This window comes from Bacillus nitratireducens (assembly GCF_036320425.1).
Lineage (GTDB): Bacteria > Bacillota > Bacilli > Bacillales > Bacillaceae_G > Bacillus_A > Bacillus_A nitratireducens.
This window is the reverse complement of record NZ_JAUMJO010000010.1, coordinates 34,726-56,263: the sequence shown is the minus strand read 5'-3', so window position 1 is coordinate 56,263 and position 21,538 is coordinate 34,726. Positions and strand designations below refer to the sequence as shown.

Genomic DNA, 21,538 nt, shown 5'->3' with positions numbered 1-21,538 from the left:
CTATGTCCCTATAGCCCCTTAAAAAGTAATGCTCTTGATATATACATAATCCCCTACACTTGATGTGCAGTTATTGGACTGCTCTCTTCATTTACACTACTACTCACAAATAACAACTTTAATAATAACAATGTTCGTTTATAAAGTTGCCTATTTTGTACTCTCTACTTTTCCGTTAGTGAAAGGGACGTCTCTTTTATTCCTTCTAATTCATTTAGTAGATACTTAGCTAACTTTTCAACTGCGGGGGAAGCTACTATTTCTTCGTGTGATCCAGGGACCGAATACATATTCACTCTTCCTTTTAATAGAGGCTTCCAATCCGTAAACAATTCTTTACCTTCCTCAGCACTAAAGTAAATGACTTCCCCAAAATATGGTGTTAAATCCTGCTCTGCCATTAAATTCAGACATTTCCTGTGAGCATTGATAATTTGCTTCAAATTCGCAAGATTTGCATCAGGCGGGAGCACTCCTTCCACAATTAATTGCTCAACAAGCATGTCCTGTTGATGAACAAGCTCTTCTTCCTGCTCCACTAACTCTATATTGATGAAATGCTCCAATATATAAGATAGCATTTCATCCTCTGTCTTGTAATCCCGTTCTGAAGGCACCTTGGTATCCAATAGTACCAACACCTCAACTTCTTCTCCCTGGTTCCGTAGCATAGTTGCGATTTCATAGGCGATGGCACCGCCCAGAGACCATCCTCCCAGACGATACGGCCCCTCTGGCTGAGCCCGCTTCATTTCCTCGATGTAGAGTTGAACTACTTCCGATAAAATCAACCCGTTCATTCCTTCTTTCTCTACGAGAGGATTCTGTAGACCATAAAATGAGCAGTGATCCTTGAGTAACCTTGCTAGCTGAATGTAACAGAGTACATTACCCATAAACGGGTGAACACAGAAGAAAGGTCTTTTCTCTGATTCTTGTAATGGAACCAGAACCGATAATGATTCTTCCATACGATGATTCTCACGGATGAGACAAGCGATTCCTTCCACTGTCGGGTTCTTAATTAGTGCGGGCACCTTAATCTCTTTTCCAAATTTCTCTCTGACCTTTGAAATCAATTTGATTACAAGGAGAGAGTGACCTCCTATATTGAAGAAATCATCGTTTACATGGATATCTTCTAACTGTAGCAAATCCTGCCAGATTGTAATCAGCTGATACTCGATTTCATCCCGTGGGATGATTGGTGTAGAAAAGGTACTTTCTCTTTGAATCGTTAAGCTGTTCAGTGCCTTTCGATCAACCTTCCCATTTGTTGTAAGCGGAATCGCATCCACCTCAATAAAGTGTGCAGGAATCATATAATTCGGTACTTGCCTCTTGAGATGCTCACGCCATTCATGCATACTTCCTTCACCCACCACATAGGCAACCAATCTCTGATCTCCTGGTTGGTCCTCTCTTATCAAGACTACCGCCTCTTTCACCGATGGATGACTTTCTAAATTGGCTTCAATCTCTCCAAGCTCAATCCGGAATCCTCGAATTTTCACTTGATTATCGATTCTTCCCAGATAATCCAAATGGCCATCAGCTAAATAACGGACTAGATCTCCCGTCCGGTATAACCGTTCCCCTTCATTAAATGGATGAGGAATAAAACGTTCTAACGTTAACTCTGGACGATTCAAGTATCCTCTCGCTAGGCCTGCTCCACCGATATAAAGTTCACCCGTTACACCAACTGGAACAGGTAACAACTTCTCATCCAATACATAGGCTTGAACATTTGGCAACGGACGCCCAATGGTTACTCTCTTACTATCTTTTTTGATACGATAGCATGTCGCATCAACCGTACATTCCGTAGGACCATATACATTATAAAAATGGATATGGTCATTCTCTACTAGTTGTTCCCACAGTGATGGCATAATCGCTTCTCCACCGACCAGTACCTTGCTTGGAACATGAACACTATCGTTTGTTTCTAACAACCCCTCATCTATGAGTAATTGGAGTAGTGAAGGTGTTATATCGAACATTTCCAACTTATTCTCCCGAATATAAGATACAAACTGTTGAGGATCACTGCGAACTTCTGTTGAAATAATATACAAACAAGAACCATACAAAAGCATTTGTAATTGTTTAACGGATGAATCAAAGGCGATTGAGGCATTTAGACCAACGCGCATGTTATCATGTGCCCGATGTGAAAAAACCTCTTTCTGTAAACCATAGGATAGATTTAATACCGAATGATGCTGCACCATAACCCCTTTTGGATTCCCGGTCGAACCTGAAGTGTAGATAACATACGCCAAGTTTTCTCCTGTTACTTTACATATTGGCGAAAGGGTGTTTTCTTGCGAAATCATTGCTTGATCTCGGTCCAAACAAACTGTTTCAACTTCTTCAGGTATCCAACCTTGTGATACTTCGTTCGTAACCAATATTTGAATTCCTGTGTCCTCCAGAATATATCGTAGGTGACTTTCTGGATACGATGGATCCAGCGGAACATAGGCTGATCCAGCTTTCAAGATTCCCATGAGACCGACAATCATCTCAACTGAACGTTGGAAACAAAGCCCGACCAATGACTCCGTCCCAATCCCCATTTTCTGAAGATAATGGGCCAATTGGTTTGCCTTCTCATTCAGCTCTCGATACGTCAACCGCTGATTTTCATCCACCACTGCCACCGCATCAGGTGTACGATTCACTTGATCTTCAAAAAGTTTGTGGATCACACTTTCACGTGGATACGCTGCTGCATTATCATTCCATTCTTCCAGTAGTTGTTTCTGTTCTATTTCCGTAACATACACCAGCTCCGACAGAGTTTGATCAACGTTCTCGATCATTTGCTTTAACACCTGGCTTAAATGACCCAGCATCCGTTCAATGGTGAGGCCATTAAACTTGCTACGATCATACTTCAACTTTAACAACAACTGGCTTTCTGGGACAACTGTCAATCCTAATGGATAATGAGTTTGCTCTACTCCTTCCAACCCACCAATTTCTAGATTTCCTGTGGGCTCCTCTTTCACTGGGTAGTTTTCAAACACATACAAGCTATGGAACAGCGGGGTTCCTCTAGGAACTTCACTCCATCCTTGAATCTCTGTCAAAGAAGCATATTCATATTGTCTTCTTTCTATCTCTTCCTCTTGTATCTTCTGCAACCAATCCATTATTTTTATATTATCTATCAACTGAATTCGCGTCGGTGATGTGGTAATAAAAGGACCTACAATGTTTTCAACATCAATAATCTCCGTAGGGCGTCCTGAGCTAGTTACACCATAGACAATGTCATCTTCTCCACTATACCGGCTCATGAGATACGCCCACGCACCTTGAATTACTGTATTCAAAGTGAGCCTATTGTGCTTCGCCCAGTTTTGTAACGCTTGGGTTTGCTCTTCTGATAAATAAGTTACCTTCTCTGTGTAACCTTTTTCTTGCTCTTTACTTTCTAAGCCCAGCAGGGTTGGAGCTGTAAAACCTTTAAGTTTCTCTCTCCAGAATTGCTCCGCCTGCTCCTGATTCTGTTCTCTTAGCCATTGAATATATTTCTTGTATGGCGATGAATTAGGTAAATGCACGGCTTCTCCATTCATTCTCTTCTGGTACACTGTAAGCAATTCGTTAAAGACCAGTGGTAGGCTCCATCCATCCAACAGAATATGGTGATGTGTCCAAACAATTCGATATTCTTCCTCACCTTCTTGAATGACAGTCACCCGCATCAATGGCGCTTTATCAAAAAGAAAGGCTTTTTTTCGATCCAATGCCAAAAAGGCTTTTCTTTTCTCTTTTTTTTCTTCAGCAGTCAGCGTACGCCAATCTTCTACATTCACCTTAAATGGAACACTCTCATACACCACTTGTAAAGGCTCTTCAACTTCATCCCAAAGGAAAGCTGAGCGAAAAATTTCATGCCGCTGGATTACCGATTTCCACGCCTGTTCGAAAGTAGCAATATCCAATTCTCCTCTAATCACGAAACTTAATTGCACTATATACGGCGCTACATGTTCCTCCCCTTGGTCATGCAATGTATGGAAAATCATACCTTCTTGCAAAGGCGATAGTGGATATAAATCGGTAATCGGATAATTATTTCCACGATTCATCTTTGTTAATACTTTTGTCAAACCGGCTTGGTCAAGATTAGCCATCACAAAATCTGAAACGGTCAGTGCAGATTCTCCATCCGCAGATTGAATCAATTTACTTAGTTGATGGAGCATATTCTCTGCAATACTTTGAATCGTTGATTTCGCATATTGTCCTACATTGTATACCCAAGTGAACTGAAGCTTCCCATCCGTTACCATTCCAATTACATCAATTAAATGCAATCGCTTGGAACCAGAAGCATGATCTAAGCGCTTAAATCCGTTCTCTGGAATAAGTATTGCATCGTCAGAAAACATTTGGTCAAATTGTCCAAGATAGTTAAAACTAATAGACGGTGTATGTTGAGACCCCCATTGTTCACACATTGTTGTGTTCAGATACCGCAAAATCCCATGGTCAACACCCTTATTAGGAATTTTACGCACTTGTTCTTTAACTGCTTTTAGTGCTGCAATTGGCGTGTCGGCACCGGTAATATTTAAGTGAACAGGATAAATACTTGTAAACCACCCCACGGTTCTAGATAGGTCAACGTCTTCGATAATCTCTTCCCGACCATGCCCCTCCAAATCCACGGTCAGCGTCGGATGACCTGTCCATGCTGCCGTAGCCTGTACCAATGCTGTCAATAGTACTTCATTGATTTGGACACGATGAGTGCTTGAAATCTCTTTCAATAACGTACGGGTCTCTTTCTCATCCAGCACCACGGTAATCTCCTCGTTTCCTGTGTTTGCTGGAACTTCGAGGGTGGTATCCACTGGTAGCATAGCCACTTCTTGTTCGGATTGCTGCTCCCAGTAATCACGCACTTCTTGCACAATCCCAGCTTCAGCGTAATGATGCAATTTCTCCGACCACGCTTTAAAGGATGTACTCTTTGTAGGTAATTGGATCATCTGATCCTGACTCGCTTGATTATACGCCGTTTGCAGATCCTCCAGTAAAATCCGCCAAGAAACACCATCCACTGCTAAGTGATGAATCACCCAGAATAATCGGCCGGCTCTTTTCTCACCTTCATCAAAATACACCATTCTCATTAGCGGTCCTGCATGTAAGTGCAAGCTTGCTTGTGCAGTGTCAATCTCCGTTTGAATCACTTGATGCCATTCTGCTTGCGGCACTTCGTCTAATGAAATAACGGTCAGCGTCGATTGTTCTTCGATCCCTTCGTTCCGCTGTTTCCAAGCTCCATTCGGTAACCGTTCATATCTTAAACGCAAAGCATCATGATGGATTAGAAGGGTACTCACAGCTTTCTCCAGTAATACTATATCCAGTCGCTCTTTTGTTCTAAAAAACATGGATTGATTCCAATGGTGTGGGTTTGGATGATCTTGTGCAAAAAACCATTGCTGGATTGGTGTAAGGATCAGTTCTCCAGTTACAACTCCCTGCTCTGCTTGTACACCCCGTTCTTCATTGACTACTTGCGCCAACTCGGCAATCGTTTGGTGTTCAAACATTTGCTTTGGCGTCAATTGCAAACCTGCTTGCTTCGCACGAGAGACAATCTGAATGCTGAGAATTGAGTCTCCACCAATTTCAAAGAAGTTATCATGGATTCCCACCTTTTTAATCCCTAATACATGCTTCCAAATGGTGGCCAGTGTTTCTTCGTTACCATTCCGCGTGGCAACACATTCACTTTCGATTTTCCTCTCCTCTGGTACAGGTAAGGCCTCACGATCAACTTTTCCGTTAGCAGTTAGTGGAATGGCTTCCATCATCACAAATCCTGAAGGAACCATATGGCTTGGTAGTTCCGCCTTGAGATAATTTCTCCACTCACCTACATTCCCGTCACCCACGACATATGCCACCAACCGTTTATCACCCGGCTGATCTTCTCGAACAATTACAACAGCCTCTTTTATGGAGACATGTGCGTTTAAAGCAGATTCAATTTCCCCGAGCTCAATTCGGAAACCACGGATTTTCACCTGGTGATCAATCCGCCCAAGATAATCCAGATTTCCATCAGGTAAGTATCTCGCTAAGTCTCCTGTCCGATATAATCGCGCTCTTGGGTCACTACTGAATGGATGAGGAATGAAACGCTCTGCAGTCAATTCGGGTCTATTTAAATATCCACGTGCAAGTCCTGCTCCACCAATATATAGTTCGCCAGCTACGCCAATAGGCACAGGTTGTTGACAAGCGTCTAGTACATACACTTCTAAATCTGGAATCTGTTTTCCTATATTACTTCTTGAAGCATGCTGCACATCATCTTGAGTAATTGGATAATACGTAACATGAACGGTGGTTTCTGTAATTCCATACATATTAATTAACTGTGGTTCCTGCTCTCCATACCTTTGAAACCATGGTACCAAGCTGGTAGGATCGAGTGCTTCCCCACCAAATATGACATAGCGCAGATGCAAGTCTTTCTTCTCATCTTCTTGTTCACACACTTGTATCAATTGTCGAAATGCGGATGGTGTCTGATTAAGAACCGTAACCTTTTCCTTTACTAACAGTTGATAGAAATCCTTGGGCGATCGACTAATCCAGTAAGGAACAACAATCAATCTTCCACCATGGAGTAATGCCCCCCAAATCTCCCATACCGAGAAGTCAAACGCATAAGAATGGAAAAGCGTCCAAGTATCTTTTTCATCAAACTGATACCAACATTCCGTCGATTTAAATAAACGAATCACATTTTGATGCTCTACCATAACTCCCTTCGGATTCCCTGTTGATCCCGAAGTATAGATTACATACGCCAAGTTTTCTCCTGTCACTTCACATATTGGTGAAAGGGTGCTTTCTCGCGAGATCATCGCTTTATCCCGATCCAAACAAACTGTTTTGATTTCTTCAGGTATCCAACCTTCTAATGCTTCGTTCGTGACCAAAACTTGAATCCCTGTGTCCTCCATAATATATCGTAGGCGACTTTCTGGATACGATGGATCCAACGGGACATAGGCTGTCCCAGCTTTCAAGATCCCCATAAGACCGACAATCATCTCAACTGAACGCTGGAAGCAGAGACCAACCAATGACTCGCTCCCAATCCCACATTTCTGGAGATAATGTGCCAATTGGTTTGCTTTTTCATTCAGCTCTCGATAGGTTAACTGCTGTTTTTCATCTACCACTGCCACCGCGTCAGGTGTACGATTTACTTGCTCTTCATACAGCTGATGAATCCCAAATTCCTGTGGATATGCTACAGCATTATTATTCCACTCTTCTAACTGTTTTTGCTGTAATCCTGACAGTATCGGCAACTTAGCTAATGATTTATCAGGATGTTCCACGATTAAATTCAACCAGTTCCCAAAATTTTCGGCTATGGATTCAATAGTTAAACTGTCAAATAAATCAGTCCTGTAAACAAAAGTAAGCAATAAGCCCTCTTCCACTTCTGCGGCAGTTAAACTTAAATCAAATTTGGCGATTGAAGCGTGGCTGTCTATTACTTCTATACTTCGTCCATGTAGCTGTGGTAGCTCTTGTCCCGTATTTTGCAAAGTAAACATGGTTTGGAAAATCGGAGAATGACTTGTACTTCGTTCAGGTTGGATAACCTCCACAATTTTCTCAAACGGAACATCTTGGTACTCATATGCCTTCAATGCTTTTATCCGCACTTGAGACAGCAACTCTTGAAATGCCGGTGCGCCACTTAAATCAGCTCGATAAACCAACGTGTTGACAAAGAAACCAATCAACCCTTCAATTTCTCTATAATTTCGATTTGCAATTGGGCTGCCAACAATAATATCCGATTGTCCTGTATAACGGGCAAGGAAACTTTGATACGATGCCAATAAGGTCATGAAAAGCGTGGCCCCTTCTTGACGACTTAGTTCATTTAATTTATCCAGTAATGAGCGTGACAACAACACATTATGAGTTAATCCATGGTGGGTTTGTACTGGAGGACGCGGACGATCCATCGGCAACATTAAGACTGGTAACTCACCAGATAATTCTTCCTTCCAATATGCAAGCTGTTGGTTTAGTACTTCATCTATCAACCATTCTCTTTGCCACTGAGCAAAATCAGCATATTGAACTGGTAGTGGTACAAGCTCTGCTGGTTTTTCACCAATCGCTTCCTCATAAAATGCCATCCATTCTTGGAGCAAGATTTCCATCGACCATCCATCTGAGATAATATGATGCATATTACATAGAAGAACCCATTCTTCTTCTGAAATTTTTACGATTTGTCCACGGAACAATGGCCCTTGTTCTAAATCAAATGGAGATTCGACTTCAGTTTGAATCCATTGCTCCAACTCTCTTTCTCTCTCCTCTAATGAAAGCTTAGTTAAGTCCATTTGCGGAAGAGGACGGAAAATATACGGTTGAATCTGCTGAAGAGGATGACCATCCTCTTCATAAAATACCGTCCGCAAAGATTCATGACGCTCTATCAACTGATTCCATCCCAACTCCAATGCTTCAGGTAACCAATCCCCTGAAAGACGGCATACCATTGGCATATTATAAAGTGCACTATTAGGTGCAAATTGATCAATAAACCATAAACGCTGTTGGGCATAAGATAGTGGAATATTATTTCCGCGTTCCATCGGCATCAATGGTGGAATTTCTCGTTTTTCGCTCCCCTTACGTAACTGATCCATTCGTTTCGATAATGCCTCGACCGTTGAATATTCGAACAGTTCACGTACTGGCAATTTGATTTGAAAGACTTCCTGTAAGCGTGAGACCACTTGTGTAGCAAGTAGAGAGTGACCACCAAGCTCAAAGAAAGAATCCTGAACACCAATATCTCCTATTCCTAGCACTTGACTCCACACTGAAGCGATAAGTTCTTCCAGCGGAGTTCGTGGGTATACAGTATTTTCAGTGGATTGTTCACTAAGTATAGGCAATGCCTTCAAATCAAGTTTTCCATTCGGTGTAAGTGGTAAAAATTCCATCTCAATAAAGTTGGTTGGAACCATGTAATTTGGTAAATGTGTTTGTAGATGTTCTCGCCATTCATGGACACTTCCTTCACCAACTACATAAGCTACTAATCTCTTGTCACCTTGATTATCCTCTCGTACCAATACAACTGCTTCTTTCACAGAAGAATGCGCCTGCAAAACAGCTTCTATTTCTCCCAATTCAATTCGGAAACCACGAATTTTTACTTGGTCATCTATACGACCATGGAACTGGAGATTACCATCAGAAAGATAACTTGCTTTGTCTCCTGTGTAATAGAGACGTTCTCCTGACTTGAAAGGATGTGGAATAAATTTTTCCTTTGTGAGATTCGGACGATTAGCATATCCACGTGCAAGACTCTTCCCTCCAATATAGAGATCTCCAATTACACCAATTGGTACTAGCTGAAGATGAGAATCTAACACATAAACTTCTGTATTCGCAATCGGTCGACCAATCGATGGCGTACCGGTTGTCACTCCTACAGGTACATAACAATCCGTGGTAACAACGGTATTTTCCGATGGACCATACTGATTGATTACCGCAAAAGGAATATCGTTAGATGGATACTGCGTTAATTGATCCCCGCCAGTAATGATAAAACGAAGATCCGTTTTATCTGGCCAAGATAATTTCAATAGTCTTTCCAGAATAGGCGTAGGTGCAAAACTAGCTGTTATTCGTGAATCAATGAGCCAGTCTCTTAGTGCTTCCGGATTAATTCTCAGTTCCTCTGTTGACAAGTAGAGTGCTGCACCAGCAGTTAGATACGGCCAAATCTCCTGGACAGCCGAATCAAAAGCAATCCCCGCAATCTGAGTCGCACGATCCTGTGCTGTGATACGATAAACTTCTTGATGCCAAGTGACCATATTCATTAATGAGCGATATTCAACCATGACACCCTTTGGTTTTCCTGTAGAACCAGAGGTATAGACGATATAAGCTAAGTTAGCTGGATTTATCTGCCGTGTAGGCGCAATTATACTTTCCTCCGTTAATTCTTCTAACTTCACCATTTCGACGTGTTCAAAACGATCTTCTTGTCCTTCAGCTGTCACTACAATTTGAATTCCTGCATCTTCAATCATGTATTCTAACCTTGATTTTGGATACAACGGATCTAAAACAACATAAGCTCCACCAGCTTTTAAAATGCCTAGTAAACTTGCCATGAGCTCAGCTGATCTCGGAAGATAAACTCCCACGACTGACTCTGGAGCGACTCCTTTTCGCTGTAAAACATTTGCCAACTGATTTGCTTGTGCATCCAGTTCACCATAAGTCCATTTTTTTGTTTGATCAACTACCGCAATTGCATCAGGACACCTTGCTACCTGTTCCTCAAATCTGTCGCAAATAAGACCTTGCAGGGACATTTCCATTACAGTGTCATTCCATGTTTCTAATAACAAAGTACACTCAGATTCCGATAGCATGCTCAGACTATGCAACGGATTTTGCGGGTGATGTGAAACTTCGTGTAGCCATTTCTCAAAGTGCCCTGCCATCCGTTCAATAGTTGTAGCATTGAATAAATCCTTATTGTATTCAAAAGTAAAAACTAATCCCTCTTCCGTCTCAGCTACCATTACACTTAAATCAAACTTTGCGATTGGACTATGGCTTTCTATCATTTCAATACTTCTACCAGACAACACCGGGAACTCTTGTTTCATATTTTGCAAGATGAACATAGTCTGGAAGATTGGCGAATGACTTGTACTCCGCTCTGGTTGTACAACTTCTACAATTTTTTCAAAAGGGATATCTTGATATTCATACGCCTTCAATGCCTTTTGACGAACCTGAGACAGAACATCCTGAAATGTCGGTCTACCACTTAGATTAGCTCGATAAACCAGCGTGTTGACGAAGAAACCAATTAGTCCTTCAATTTCTCTATAATTTCGATTAGCAATTGGACTTCCTACCAGAATATCTTCTTGTCCCGTATAACGAGATAGAAAACTTTGATATGCAGCCAACAGCGTCATGAAGAGTGTAGCCCCTTCCTGGCGACTAAATTCGTTCAATTTGTCATGTAGCGTGCTTGGCAGAACCAGAGTGTATGTCGACCCGCGATGAGTTTGTATTGCAGGACGCGGGCGATCCTTAGGAAGTTGGAGTACAGGAAGCTCCCCAGACAATTCTTCCCTCCAATATTGGAGTTGTTGATCAAGCACCTCCTCCTTCAGCCATCCTTTTTGCCACTGAGCGAAGTCGGCATATTGAACCGGTAATGGTTCAAGTTCTGCTACCTTTCCATCCGTTGCTTTCTCATAGAATGCCATCCATTCTTCAAGTAGGACTCCCATTGACCATCCATCTGAAATGATATGATGGAGAGTACAAAGGAGAATCCATTCTTCTTCTCCTACTTGCAAAATACTTGTCCTGATTAGTGGACCCTCTGTTAAATCAAATGGCACTTCTGTTTCTTGTTTAATTAAACGTTTAACTTCTTCTTCTCGGTCTTCTGGAGAAAACATAGTTAAATCCGTTTTCTGAATTGATTGAAAAGCATACGGTTCAATTTGCTGTACTGGTTGACCGTTCACTTCATGAAAGACCGTCCGCAATGATTCATGACGCTCTAATAGTTGATTCCATCCCGTTTCTAGTGCCTCAGGCAGCCAACTCCCTGTAAGGCGGCATACCATTGGCATATTGTAAAGAGCACTATTAGGTGTAAATTGATCAATAAACCATAAGCGCTGTTGGGCGTAAGATAGTGGGATAGTTTCCCCTCGTTTCATCGGCATTAGTGGCGGAATCTCTCGTTTTCTATCTCCTTTACGTAACTGATCTAATCGCTTTGCCAGTGACTCCACCGTTGCATACTCAAATAGTTCACGTACCGGTAATTCGATCTGAAAGATTTCCTGTAAACGTGACACTACTTGAGTAGCTAGTAGCGAGTGACCACCGATTTCAAAAAAGGAATCCTGAACACTAATATTTTTTATACCTAACACTTGGCTCCATGCGGAGACGATGAGCTCCTCCACTGGTGTTCGTGATGAAGTAATATCTTCACTTATGAACTGCGCTTCCAATTCCAGTAAGGCTTTCCGATTCACCTTACCATTTGGAGTGAGTGGCATCCCTTCAATTTTGAAAAAGTATGCCGGAACCATATAATGTGGCAGTTGCTTCTTGAGATATTCACGCCACTCTCCAGTATCCCCTTCACCCACTACATAAGCTACTAACTGCTTATCTCCTGGTTGATCTTCCTTCACCAACACGACAGCCTCTTTTACAGATAAGTGATCATGTAAAGCTGCTTCGATTTCTCCCAGTTCAATTCGGAACCCTCTGATTTTGACTTGGTTATCTATTCTTCCAATATACTCCAAGTTACCATCATTCATATATCTCACTAGGTCACCCGTTCGATATAATCGTTCCCCTTCTTTAAAGGGATGCGGAATAAAACGTTCAGTAGTTAAATCTGATCGATTGAAGTAGCCACGCGCCAAGCCTACTCCACCAAGGTAAAGTTCCCCCGCCACACCAATCGGTACCAACTGTTGATGTTGATCCAATACATACAACTCAGTATTATCAATTGAACGACCAATTGGAATAAGCATTGGTTCTTTTTCTAAATCACAATCATAATAAGTCACATCCACAGTCGCTTCGGTAGGGCCATACAAGTTAATTAACTTCGTTTGCTGAACATCGTAAAATACCCCCTTAAACCGGCGAACCTGTTCAGTGTTTAATGCTTCTCCACTAGTAAAAACCTGATTTAATGACGATACATCTCTTTTCGATTTATATTGTTCCATATAATCCAAGAAAGTAGATAACATCGACGGAACAAAGTGCATCGTGGTCACGCGATATCGTTCGATATACTCCTCAATCATCGCAGGATCTTTCTCACCTCCAGGTGGAAGTAAACAAACACGTGCTCCTACAAATGACCACCAAAATAATTCCCAGACAGAAACATCAAACGAAAAAGGTGTCTTTTGTAAAATTGCATCCTCCTCAGATAATGGGTATTTTTTCTGCATCCACTGTAGGCGGTTGATTACCGAGTGATGTTCAATCATTACTCCCTTTGGATTCCCTGTTGAACCCGAAGTGTATATGATATAGGCTAAGTTATTTGCTGTCACTTCACTCACCGGAGCCAAATTACTCTCTTTAGAAATCATTACCTGATCCCGGTCTAAACAAATTGCTTGGATATCTTTAGGTAACCAGTCCTGTAGTGCCTCTTTTGTTAACAACACTTGAATTTGTGAATTCTCCAAAATGTATCTCAAGCGGTTTTCGGGATAACTTGGGTCCAGTGGGACATAAGCCCCACCTGCTTTCAAAATCCCAAAGAGACCAATAATCATATCAGGAGAACGTTCAACACATATACCGACCAATGATTCAGGTCCTATACCTCGTTTTTGTAGATAATGTGCCACTTGGTTCGATTTTTCATTGAGTTCTTGATACGTCAGCTTTCCACCCTCATAAACTACTGCCACTGCATCAGGTGTACGTGCAACTTGCTGCTCAAATAGCTCATGAATCATACAATCATGACCATAAACTACGTCCGTATCATTCCATTCCTCTAGGAGTTTTTTCTGCTCAGTGTCCGATAACATTGACAGCTTTGTATATGATTCATCTGGATGATACGCGATTTCATTTAACCAGTTCTCAAAATGGCCTGCCATACGTGCAACGGTACTACTATCAAATAAATCCGTGTTGTATTCAAATGAGACAAATAGGCCTTCTTCCACTTCGTAGGCAGTTAAACTCAAATCAAATTTTGCAATAGACATATTACTTTCTACCATTTCGATACTTCTACCAGGCAAATCTAGTCGTTCTTGTTTTATATTCTGTAGTGTAAACATGGTCTGAAAGATAGGAGAATGACTCATACTTCGTTCAGGTTGCACAGATTCTACCACTTTTTCAAATGGTATATCTTGATATTCGTAAGCTTTTAACGCCTTTTCCTTTGTTTGATTCAAAATCTCCCGAAAAGTAGGAGTGCCACTCAAATCTGATCGGTAAACCAACGTATTAACAAAGAAACCGATTAATCCTTCTACTCCCTTATGATTCCGATTTGCAATCGGACTTCCGACTAGAATATCTTTTTGCCCCGTATAACGAGCAAGAAAGCTCTGGTATGCAGCCATTAAAGTCATAAATAAGGTAGATCCTTCTTGTCGACTTATATCCTTTAATTGATTGAGTAATCTATAAGGAAAAATCACGTGATGCGTATCCCCAGCGTAAGTTTGCGTAACCGGTCGAGGTCGGTCCACTGGCAGTTGTAATATAGGAAGGTCCCCAGACAATTCTTCCTGCCAATACGTAAGTTGACGATTTAACACATCACCTTGCAACCACTCCTTTTGCCACTTCGCAAAGTCTGCATATTGAATGGATAGTGAATTTAATTTAGCAGGATGCCCGCCCGTCTCTTCTTCATAGAAAGCAAGTAATTCATTCATGAATATACCGATGGACCAAGCATCAGAAATAATATGATGCATCGTACACAGTAATAACCATTCATCCTTTCCTAATTGAACAAGCTGATTACGAATTAAAGGGCCATTCATTAAATCAAATGGTTCTTGTGCTTCTCTCGCAATTAAACTATCTACCTCTTTTTCTTTTACTTCTAGAGGAAGGTGAGAGTAATCCCTTACAGGTAATGTGCTAGGAAGGAAATCGACAATATGTTGTACAGGTTGTTCTCCTACTTCTTTAAAAACGGTTCGTAATGATTCATGACGTTCAATGAGTCGATTGAATCCCTTTTCTAATGCTTCAGGAATCCAATTTCCTTTTAGACGCCATACCGTTGGAATATTATATAAAGAACTGTTTGGGTTAAATCTGTCCATAAACCACAAACGTTGTTGTGCATAAGACAATGGGAGTGCTTCTTTATTCTCCTTTTTTTGCATTTTCTTCTGAAGCCAAGCTCTCTTCTCAGGAGAAAGCGAACTCAGCTTTGCAAGTAAATCACTTCTCATTTTTTTACCCCTTCCTCAACCAAATTACTCTCGAATATCCCTTGTGCTTCTTCCTCTGATAGCTCTTCCAATTGCTTAAGAAGTTCAAGTAATTCTTCATCATTACTCACTTCTGCTTCTTTTTGAATATAGTCTTGAAGACTTACATTCTCCTTACTATCATTCTGCATTTCTTGATTTTTGTTATAGAGCAATTGATCAATCTGTTCTGCCAATTGCTGCACCGTATGAAACGTAAATAAATCATGCAGTGGTAACTCGATTCCAAAAGCCTCTTTAAGATTGGAAACAGCTTGTGTAGCAAGTAATGAATGGCCACCGATTTCAAAAAACGAATCCTGGATTCCAATATTTTCTACACCTAAAACTTGATGCCATATTGAAACGATTGTTTTTTCCGTAGACGTACAAGGGGCAATATAACCACTCGCTATCTCCTGTCTCTCTGGTACTGGTAAGGCCTTCCTATCAATTTTCCCATTTGGGGTGAGTGGAAATGCGTTCAATCCGACAAAATAGGCTGGAACCATGTAATGTGGTAACTGGGCCTTGAGATAATCACGCCACGTATGAGCATCCCCATCTCCCACAACATAAGCAACCAAACGTGGATCACCAGGATAATCTTCCCGCACCATCACAATGACTTCGTTAACTAATGCATGCTTTTGTAAGGTCGCTTCAATTTCTCCTAGTTCAATCCGGAACCCACGAATTTTCACCTGATGATCGATTCGGCCAAGATACTCCAAATTCCCATCCGGCAGATACCTTACTAGATCTCCAGTCCGGTATACTCGCTCTCCATCTTTAAACGGATGCGGTATAAAACGCTCTTTTGTTAAGTCAGGGCGGTTTAAATATCCACGTGCTAATCCTGATCCACCAATGTAAAGTTCACCGACTACACCAATTGGAACCAATTTTTGTTCCGCGCTCAGTACATATACTTCCGTATTAAAGACTGGTTTACCAATTGGTGGTACCCTATGCATGCCACCCTTTTCTAATTCCATATATGTGGAATACGTAGTATCTTCGGATGGCCCGTATAGGTTGTACACCTTTTCAATCGGACTTCTCTCGTATAAGTCTTGAACAAGTGCATGTGGCAATGGTTCTCCAGCCAAATTCATCACCTTTACCGAAGAAGGGATTGTATTTGCTCGAACCAGTTCCTTTGCTGCTGATGGCACAGTATTGACCAGAGTCACACCCTTGGTAAACAGCCTGTCTAGGTGTAGAGCATTTTCAGCGACAATCACCTTACCACCCATTGTCAAGGGAACAAACACTTCAAATACGGATAAATCAAAGGATAGCGAAGTTGAAGCCAACACTGCTGTTAAATCTTTTCGGGAATATGTGTGATGCGCCCAATGAATCATTGTTACTGTATTTCTGTGCTCAATCATTACTCCCTTTGGATTTCCAGTGGAACCTGAAGTATAGATGATATAGGCTAAGTTATTGCTCGTCACTCCACTTGTACACACCGTAGTTACTTCTTGTTCTATTTCTGCTCGATCACGATCAATACAAATTACGTCAACAGATTTAGGTAAAACCATTTTTTGCTGTAACTTTTCCTGTGTCACCAGTACCTTTATATGAGCATCCTCTAAAATATATTGCAGTCGACTTTCCGGATACGCTGGATCAATTGGGACATATGCTCCTCCTGCCTTCATGATTCCTAAGAGGCCGACAATCATCTCGGATGAACGTGTAACGCAAATCCCAACCAATGACTCGCATCCTACACCATTTTTCTGTAGATAATGTGCTAGCTGATTCGAGCGTTCGTCCAATTCTCGATATGTTAGTTCTTCATCTTCGCACACTGCTGCAATTGCTTCTGGTGTTTGTTTCACTTGTTCTTCAAACAATGTATGAATCGTACTTTCTCGTATATCTACAACACCTGTTTCATTCCATTCCTCTAGTAGTTGCTTATATTCTGCTTTCGATAACATATTCATTTCCGATAATAAATCTTTTGGATAAGATACAATTTGATATAACCAATGTTCAAAATGACTTGCCATACGTTCAATGGTTGTATCATTAAACAAATCAGTATTATATTCAAAGGTTAGTGATAATCCTTCTTCCGTCTCAGAAGCAAATAAACTCAAATCAAATTTCGCAACAGAAGCATGACTTCCCATGAGTTCCATGTGTCTTTCAGATAGCTGAGGAAACTCTTGTTTCGTATTCTGTAAAGTAAACATAGTTTGAAATATCGGTGAATGACTTGTATTCCGTTCCGGTTTTACGGATTCAACCACTTTCTCAAATGGAATGTCCTGATACTCGTATGCTTTTAGTGCTTTTTTTCGTACCTGCGACAAAAGGTCTTGGAACGTCGGATTTCCACTGAAATCAGCTCGATAAACCAACGTATTTGCAAAGAAACCTATTAATCCTTCAATCTCTTTAACATTTCGATTTGCAATTGGGCTCCCAACCAAGATGTCGTCTTGTCCTGAATAACGAGAAAGGAAGCTCTGATACGCTGCCATCAAGGTCATAAATAAAGTGGATCCTTCTTGCAGACTTAAATCTTTGAGCTTTTCCAGTAGGGAATTCGCCACTAATAAGGACTGACTCGCACCACGGTGGGTTTGAACCGCAGGTCGAGGACGATCCATCGGTAATTGTAAAACCGGTAGCTCCCCAGACAATTCTTCCTTCCAATATTGGAGGTGCTGATCCAAATTCTCTTCATTTTGCCATGCCTTCTGCCACATGACAAAGTCTGCATATTGGACAGATAACTCCTTCAGTTCCGCCGGTTTTCCACTTAGTGCTCCTTCATAAAAAGCCATCCATTCTTCAAGTAAGATTCCCATTGACCACCCATCCGAAATAATATGATGCATCGTACAAAGGAGAATCCATTCTTCCCTGTCCACTTTCAATATTCGTGTTCGAATCAGAGGACCTTGTCCAAAGTGAAATGGCTCCTCCGCTTCGTTTTGAATGAGCCGTTTCATTTCTCTTTCCCTATCTTCCGAAGAGAGGTCTGTTAGATCCGTTTGAGGGATGGGTCTGAATACATGAGATTGAACCTGTTGAAAAGGTTCACCCTCTTGTTCTAGAATTATCGTCCGTAATGATTCATGACGTTTCAACAACTGATTCCATCCGGCCTCCAATGCTTCAATTGACCATTTTCCTGTTAAACGACACGCTGCATGAATATTGTACATCGCACTATTTGGCATTAATTGATCAATAAACCATAGGCGTTTCTGTGCATAGGAAAGTGGAATAAATTCTTCCCGCATCATAGGTACAAGGGATGGAACCTCTCGCTTTTTATCTTCTTTGCGCAACTGATTTACTCGTTTCGCTAATGCTTCCACTGTATCGTGCTTGAAAAGTTCACGTAGCGGGATTTTAATCTGGAACAATTCTTGTAATCGAGAGACGATTTGAGTAGCGAGTAGTGAGTGCCCACCCCGTTCAAAGAAGGAATCCTGAATACCGATATTTTCTGTTCCTAACACTTGACTCCAAACCGAGGCAATAAGCTCTTCCGAAGGCGTCCGAGGTAGAACATTTAAATTCCCTATAGGTCGCTCATCAGGTGCTGGTAAGGCCTTTCGATTGATTTTCCCATTCGGAGTAAGCGGGAACTGTTCTAACTCTACAAGGTGCGCTGGAATCATGTGATTTGGCAATTGGTTTTGTAGATACTCTCGCCACTTTCGGGTATTTCCATTGCTTATCACATATGCCACCAATCGCTGATCGCCCGGACGATCTTCTCTAACTAATACGACAGCCTCTTTAATAAACGAACATTTTTCTAAAGTCGCTTCAATTTCTCCTAGTTCAATCCGAAAACCACGCATTTTTACTTGATGGTCCATTCTCCCTATAAATTCTAAATTTCCATCAGTTAGATATCTTACTGAATCTCCTGTTCGATATAGTCGATCTCCCAATCGAAATGGATGCGAAATGAATTTTTCGGCAGTGAGAGTCGGACGATTTAAATATCCACGCGCTAAGCCGGCACCACCAATATATAACTCACCTTCTACCCCTATTGATTGCAAGCGTTGATTTTGGTCTAATACATATAATTGCGTGTTCTGTATCGGCTGCCCAATAGAAACAAATTCTTGATTAGGTTGCAAGTCAAATGCATTTACATAAATAGTGGCTTCAGTTGGTCCATAAAAGTTGGTTAATTTTACTTGTCCGCTATGATTCCATTGCTGTTGAAATCGTCTAACCAACCCTGAGCTTAGTTCTTCCCCACCAGAAAACACATGACGTACGGACGAACAATTCATGTTCAATTCAATATGATTGAAGTGATCTAAGAAAACAGATAACATCGAAGGTACAAATTGAACAATAGTAACCTGATGTTTTTCAATCACTTCAGCTATAATGGAAGGATCTTTTTCTCCACCTGGAGGCAGGAAAGATACACCTGCTCCCACGTGAATACCCCAAAATAACTCCCAAACAGATACGTCAAATGAGAATGGCGTTTTCTGCAAGACCACATCCTTTTCAGAAAGTGGATATTGATGTTGCATCCATTCTAGATAATTAATTACTGAATGATGCTCAATCATCACTCCCTTTGGATTCCCTGTAGATCCTGAGGTATACATAACATACGCTAAACTTCTTCCTGTTACACCACTTATACATGGGGTTGATTCTTCTTTTTCAATTGCAGTATAATCCTGATTCATACAAATCGTTTCAACGCCTTCAGATATATATAAATTTTCTGAATTCTCTTCCGTCACTAGTACTTCAATTCCAGCATCCTCTAATATATAACGAAGCCGACTCTCTGGATAAGTAGGATCAAGTGGAACATATGCCCCTCCTGATTTTAGAATACCTAATAACGCTATCATCATTTGTAATGAACGTTCCATATATACTCCGACAAGAGATTCTGGACCTACACTACGCTTTTGTAAATAATGTGCTAACTGATTAGCACGCTCATCCAACTCTCTATAGGTAATTTGTTCATTTTCGTAAATAGCTGCGATTGCTCCTGGCGTTTTCTTAACTTGCTCCTCAAATGCCGTATGAATCATGCCCTCAGCTGAATATTTTACTTGAGTATTATTCCATTCCTCTAGTAACTGTGTCTGCTCTTCCATTGTTAAATGAGTAATTTCGGAGAGCTTTGAATCTAGGCTCTTTGTCATCTGAACTAATGTTTGCAATAAGTGACCCTGAATCCGATTTATTGTTTCTTCATTAAAATAGCTTCGATCATACATCAACTTTAAAGTAATTTTTTTACCGGGCATTACAATGAGTGTTAAAGGATAATTTGTTTGTTCCGCGCTTTTAACATCTAGTAATCTTAAATCATCATTTCTCTCACCTTGAATTGGATAATTTTCAAACACATACAAGGTATGAAATAAGGAGCTATTCCGCGGAACCTCACTCCACCCTTGAATATTAACCAACGAATTATACTCATATTGTCTTCGTTCCATTTCTTTCATCTGTATTTTACGAAGCCAATCTACTACTGATGTATCATCCGTTAATCGAATTCTAGTAGGTAATGTGTTAATAAATAGACCTACCATATTCTCTGCCCCTATCAAATCAGTAGGACGTCCAGAGCTAGTTACGCCAAATACGATGTCACTTTCCCCGCTATACCTACTCATCAAATAGGCCCATGCGCCTTGTACTAACGTATTCAATGTTAATCGACTATTTCGTACCCACTCTTGTAAATTCTCAGTGAGTTCCTCAGATACCTGATAAACACACTCTCCATAGCCCTTCTCCTGTTCTTGATCCTTCCTTTCCATCGCTAATGGCGTAGGTGCATAAAACCCCTTTAATTCTTCTGTCCAAAATTCCTCTGCTTGACTTTGATCTTGTTTATTTATCCACTGGATATATTTTTTATAAGGAAGAGATTTAGGAAGGTTCAACAATTCTCCCTTTATCATCTTGAGATAAACTTCCATCACTTCACTAAAGACCAATGACACACTCCACCCATCTAGCAAAATATGATGATGTGTCCAAATGATTCTCGTTTCCTCTTCTGCTTCTTTAATCGTAGTGACTCTCATCAACGGTGCTTCATCCAATGAAAATCCTTTTCTACGATCTGCAGTCAAAAACTGGTGTAATTTCTTCTCCATCTCCTCATGCGAATGGGCACTCCAATCCTCTTGATGAATAGTAAAAGGAAGACGTTGGTAAACTGCTTGCAGAGGTTTTTCTACTTCCTCCCACACAAATACTGAACGTAGAACTTCATGTCGATGAATAACATATTCCCAAGCCTTTTCAAAAGTAGCAACATCCAATTGCCCCCCGAGCAAGAAGCCTACTTGTACAATGTAGGAAAAAGAATGTTCATCATCTTGATCGTATAAAGTATGAAACAATATTCCCTTTTGCAAAGGTGATAATCCATATATATCTATAACGTCTCCCAT

Annotated in this window: 2 protein-coding genes; both read right to left on the bottom strand. The window is 41.0% G+C overall.

Annotation, left to right across the window (positions count from 1 at the left end; translation table 11 throughout):
* Positions 1–164 precede the first annotated feature (164 nt).
* Positions 165–15,071: a non-ribosomal peptide synthetase gene (locus Q3V31_RS26595; RefSeq protein WP_329767519.1), complete on the bottom strand. Its 14,907-nt coding sequence runs from the start codon at positions 15,069–15,071 to the stop codon at positions 165–167.
* Positions 15,068–21,538: a non-ribosomal peptide synthetase gene (locus Q3V31_RS26590; protein WP_329767518.1), complete on the bottom strand. Its 6,471-nt coding sequence runs from the start codon at positions 21,536–21,538 to the stop codon at positions 15,068–15,070. The genes Q3V31_RS26595 and Q3V31_RS26590 overlap by 4 nt, the downstream gene beginning before the upstream one ends.